Raw genomic sequence first — 4,405 nt, 5'->3', positions numbered from 1 at the left:
GGATCATGAAGAAATTGAGAACACAGTCAAAGAAATGATTAAGACTGCCGGTGTGGAAGGCGTTGAATATGAACTCCTTTGGAAGAGCGAAGCCAATGTCACTCGTGATGACTCAGACATCGTACAGGCCATCAAGAAGAATGCAGAGGCCATCTGGGGTATTACCGTATATCCTGCATGGCAGTGGGCATGCAGCGATGCAAGAGAATATCGTCTCAAGGGCGTACCAACCATCCAGTATGGTCCATCCAACACAGAAGGCATCCATGCACCAAACGAAAATGTAGACATCGAAGACGTTGTCAATGCAGGACAGATTTATGTATTGTCCCTGTGCGACCTCCTCGGCGTAAAATAAAAGTTAAATGAAACAACGATAAAAAGCTGCCAGTTTTTAAGAGCTGGCAGCTTTTATTTTACGCGAGCAACGAGCCAAAGTCCGTGCCTGCACGAGACCTTGGCGACTGCCGCGATAACTTGAGAAACTCGCGGAGCGTGTTTCTCATAGTTTGGATTTTTAGTTTTCGAAAAATGCCTTAGCAAAATGCGTCAAACTGATCTGATCGTCTTTGCCCATCATTTCCCGGCTTGAGTGCATGGCCAGAAGGCCGACACCGATATCTGCGGTGCGCATTGGCAGATGGGAAGAGATGATGGAACCGATAGTGCCGCCGCCCTTTGTGTTGGAGTGTTTTGCAAAGCGCTGATAAGGAATGTTTTCCTGCTGGCACAGTGCAATGAGGGAAGCCATGCTCTCACAATCCCATGTATAAGACTGGTTGCTGGCTGTTTTCAGAATAAATCCGCCGTTCATGATCGGATAGTTGGTGATATCCTGAGTGCCCGGATAATTCGGATGGTAGGCGTGAGCGACATCAACAGAAAGCATCAGGCCGTCTGAGATATCGGACATACAGTCAATCTGATTTTTGCCGAAAGCCTGCCAGATCTTGCCGATGATCACAGATGGCAGTGTGGAATCAGCACCCTGTTTGCTGAGACTTCCGATTTCCTCGTTATCGAATAAGCAGACAAGGTTAACGCGGTCAGCGTTCTTGCTTTCAACAAGACCGTGAATCAGAGCGCATACAGAAGTGATATCATCCAGTCTTGGTGCGGAGATAAATTCTTCTGTGAAACCAACCAGTTCAGGCTGATCAAGATTGTACATGCAAAGATCATAATCAAGAATATCTTTGGCGTCCACACCGATTTCTTTGGCAAGTAGATCCATGAAAGTTGTATCTTTGTTCAGATATTCATTCAGTGTGCCGAGGATAGGCAGCAGATGCTTTTGGTTGTCGATAGGAGCACCGTTTTCGTTGATGGCGCGATTCATATGAATAGCCAGATTCGGCAGATAAACAGCGGGACGTTTCAGATCCACAAGATGGCTGACCGGACGATCATATCGGTCACCCTTTGTGACAACTTTTCCGGCAAGGGATAATGGTCTGTCGAAGAATGTATTTAAAATAGGACCGCCGTATACTTCTGTATTCAGCTGCATGTAGCCATGAGAAAATATTTCCGGATTTGGTTTAATTTTGATGGCCGGGAAATCTGTGTGGGCACCAGCAATGTGAATGCCATTGGAAAGGTCACAGGATTCACCGATTGTAAAAGCGTAGAGGGTTGTATCAAAAGGACTGCAGAAATAACGGCCGCCCTTTGTCAGTGTCCAGTTGTCTTTTATATGTAACTCTGTAAATCCGGCTTCTGTCAGAACCTGTTTGGTATGGGCAATCACATGAAAAGCGGATGTGCCGTTCTGCAGGTAGTGAAAGAGCTGTTCAACTTCTTTTGGTAATGTCTGCATATTCATTCTCCATTCTGCATTTGAAATTATAATATAATAGGAAATTTTCCACTATTTATAGTAGCACAATTACGCAATATAATCAATGGATGTGAATTTGGTCTTTTCAAAAGATGTTTGGTATGCTATGATATATAGTAATGAAAACTATGTTGAATAGTTGTTGATAGATAACAGCAGTTATTTTGCAGTATGCGATAGTGGATGGGCAGGATAGCTGTGATAGATGCAGGAGGATAAATAAATGGCATATCATATTGCAGTGGACAGTTGTACAGATATGACTGCTGCTATGAAGAAGGATGAACATATCACACTTGTGCCCCTTACACTGAATGTTGGGGAAGATAAGGTTATAGATGATGAAACTTTTAACCAGGCGGAATTTTTGCGAAAAGTGGCAGAATGCCCGGAGGCACCGTCATCCGCATGTCCGTCACCGGATGCGTATATGCAGGCTTATGGCTATAACAATGAGGATGCTTATGCCATTACACTCTCATCGGAATTAAGCGGTTCTTATAATAGTGCAAAGCTTGGCGCAGATCTTTTGAAGGAAGAGTATCCGGATAAGAAGATTCATGTCTTTAACAGTCGTTCTGCCAGTGCAGGTCAGACATTGATCCTGATGAAGCTTCAGGAATGCCTGGAGGCTGGTAAGGCTTTTTCGGAAGTAGTCAGTGAAGTTGAGCAGTATATTGAGGAACAGACAACATTATTTGTTCTGGAATCATTGGAGACATTGAGAAAGAATGGCCGTTTATCAGGTCTTAAGGCGACATTGGTCAATGTACTGAATATCAAGCCTGTCATGGGTTCTACCCCGGAAGGCACGATCCAGCAGCTGGATATGGGTCGTGGCATGAAGAAGGCACTGATGAAGATGACAGAGCAGATTGGTAAAACGGTCATCCATCCGACGGATAAGTATCTGATGATCTCTCATTGCAACTGCCTGAAGCGTGCAGAATGGCTTAAGGTTGAGATTGAGAAGAAATACGCCTTTAAGGGTATTGTGATCGTGGATACAGCAGGTGTTGCAACGATGTACGCCAATGATGGCGGTATTGTCGTAGCTTATTAAGGCAGACGCTTAATTTTAAAAGCCGATTTCTGGGATTATGAATCAAATGATTATCAAAATCCTGGAAATCGGCTTTTATATTTTATCTGCAGTTTATTTAAATGAATCGCGGATTATTTAATAGAATTGGAAAGGTTAGGTTACATCTGTAATATATTGCTAAAATTGATTGAAACTGTCGGAGTTACTGTTTTTTCTGGTAACGTTTTTCGACAAAAGAGAGCAGCTGATAGAGTACCATAGCCAGTATACACAAAATAATAATGCTGAGCATGACGTAATCCAGACGGAAAACCTGACTGCCGTAGATAATGAGATAGCCCAGGCCGGCGTTGGCCGCCAGAAATTCGCCGATAATGACGCCGACGAGGCAGAGACCTATATTGACTTTCAGGTTACTGACGATGGCCGAGATGCTGGCCGGAAGAACAATATAGCGAAGAATATCTCTGCGTGTGCCACCAAGGGTCCGGATGAGCAGTAGTTTATCACTGTCAATATGAATAAAGGCGGTGTAAAGGTTGATGATGGTGCTGAAGACTGCCATTGTCACACCACATACGATGATGGTCTTCATATTGTTGCCGAGCCAGACAATAAGAATCGGCGCCAGCGCTGTTTTTGGCAGGCTGTTCAGAACAACGAAGTAAGGTTCGAGAATATCAGCAGCGCTGCGGCACCACCAAAGCAGCATGGCGATCAGTGTGCCGATGATCAGTACAAGGACAAAACTGACAAGGGTTTCACCGATGGTAATGCCGATATGATAAAAAAGGCTTTTATCAGCTGACATTTGCAGCATAACCTTAAAAATGCGGGTCGGACTGCTGAAAATGAAAGCGTCGATCAGATGATATCTGGCTGCTATTTCCCAACCGGCCAAGATGAAAATCAGGATGAAAAAGCGCATGCCTGTAATGAAATATTTCTGTTTTTTCCTTTCAGCAAGAAATTCTTCCCGGGATGTGTTGGAAACCGGGTACAGAATAGTCGGATCAGACATTTAATTCACCCCATATCTCATTGAAATAATCTTTAAATTCAGGTGCCATGCGGGCTTTAAAAGGTGTGCGGTCTTCATCAAGAGTCAGGTGGATATCAAAAGTCTTTTTGACGGAAGCCGGACGGCTGGTCAAAACAATAATACGGTTACAAAAACTGATGGCTTCCGAAATATCATGGGTAACAAGAACAGCACTCATGTGCTGAGTGCGAAGAATCCGGTAAATGTCGTCGGAAACCGTAAGTCTTGTCTGATAATCGAGGGCTGAAAAGGGTTCATCTAAAAGAAGAAGACTGGGAGAAAGGGCCAATGTCCGGATGAGGGCGGCTCTCTGACGCATACCACCGGATAATTGACTGGGTCTGGCATCTGCGAAAGGGGCAAGACCATATTCTTCCAGCATTTTATCGGCCCAGGATTTCTTTTCGGGTGTCAGTTTATGATGAATCCGCGGGCCGAGTGTAATGTTGTCTTTGATACTTAACCAGTCAAGCAAATG

Annotated in this window: 5 protein-coding genes; 2 read left to right on the top strand and 3 right to left on the bottom strand. The window is 44.2% G+C overall.

All coding sequences use genetic code 11. From position 1 onward, the window contains the following. Positions 1-358: M20/M25/M40 family metallo-hydrolase (locus tag WMO25_RS15405; protein WP_349086061.1), on the top strand; the 358-nt coding region annotated here is incomplete at its 5' end. A gap of 159 nt (positions 359-517) precedes the next feature. On the opposite strand, the gene WMO25_RS15400 is transcribed toward WMO25_RS15405, so the two are convergent. Further along, positions 518-1,819 carry a M18 family aminopeptidase gene (locus WMO25_RS15400; protein ID WP_349086060.1) on the bottom strand — a complete coding sequence of 434 codons (1,302 nt, stop codon included), beginning with the start codon at positions 1,817-1,819 and terminating at the stop codon, positions 518-520. Positions 1,820-2,063: 244 nt separating this feature from the next. On the opposite strand from WMO25_RS15400, the gene WMO25_RS15395 reads away from it, so the two are divergent. Further along, positions 2,064-2,903, top strand: a complete 840-nt coding sequence (locus WMO25_RS15395; protein WP_349086059.1) for a DegV family protein — start codon at positions 2,064-2,066, stop codon at positions 2,901-2,903. Between the two features lie 184 nt (positions 2,904-3,087). Here the strand turns inward: WMO25_RS15395 and WMO25_RS15390 are convergent, their stop codons facing one another. Continuing rightward, a complete protein-coding gene (locus tag WMO25_RS15390) occupies positions 3,088-3,906 on the bottom strand; it encodes an ABC transporter permease (RefSeq protein WP_349086058.1) in 819 nt (272 codons plus the stop codon). Next, positions 3,899-4,405, bottom strand: a 507-nt coding sequence (locus tag WMO25_RS15385; protein ID WP_349086057.1) for an ATP-binding cassette domain-containing protein, incomplete at its 5' end; no start/stop codon positions are given. The genes WMO25_RS15390 and WMO25_RS15385, both read right to left, overlap by 8 nt.

Origin of the sequence: Coprococcus intestinihominis (genome assembly GCF_040096555.1) — a bacterium.
GTDB lineage: Bacteria > Bacillota > Clostridia > Lachnospirales > Lachnospiraceae > Coprococcus_A > Coprococcus_A intestinihominis.
Note: the sequence above shows the minus strand (reverse complement) of the source record. Positions and strands in the feature narration are given on the sequence as shown.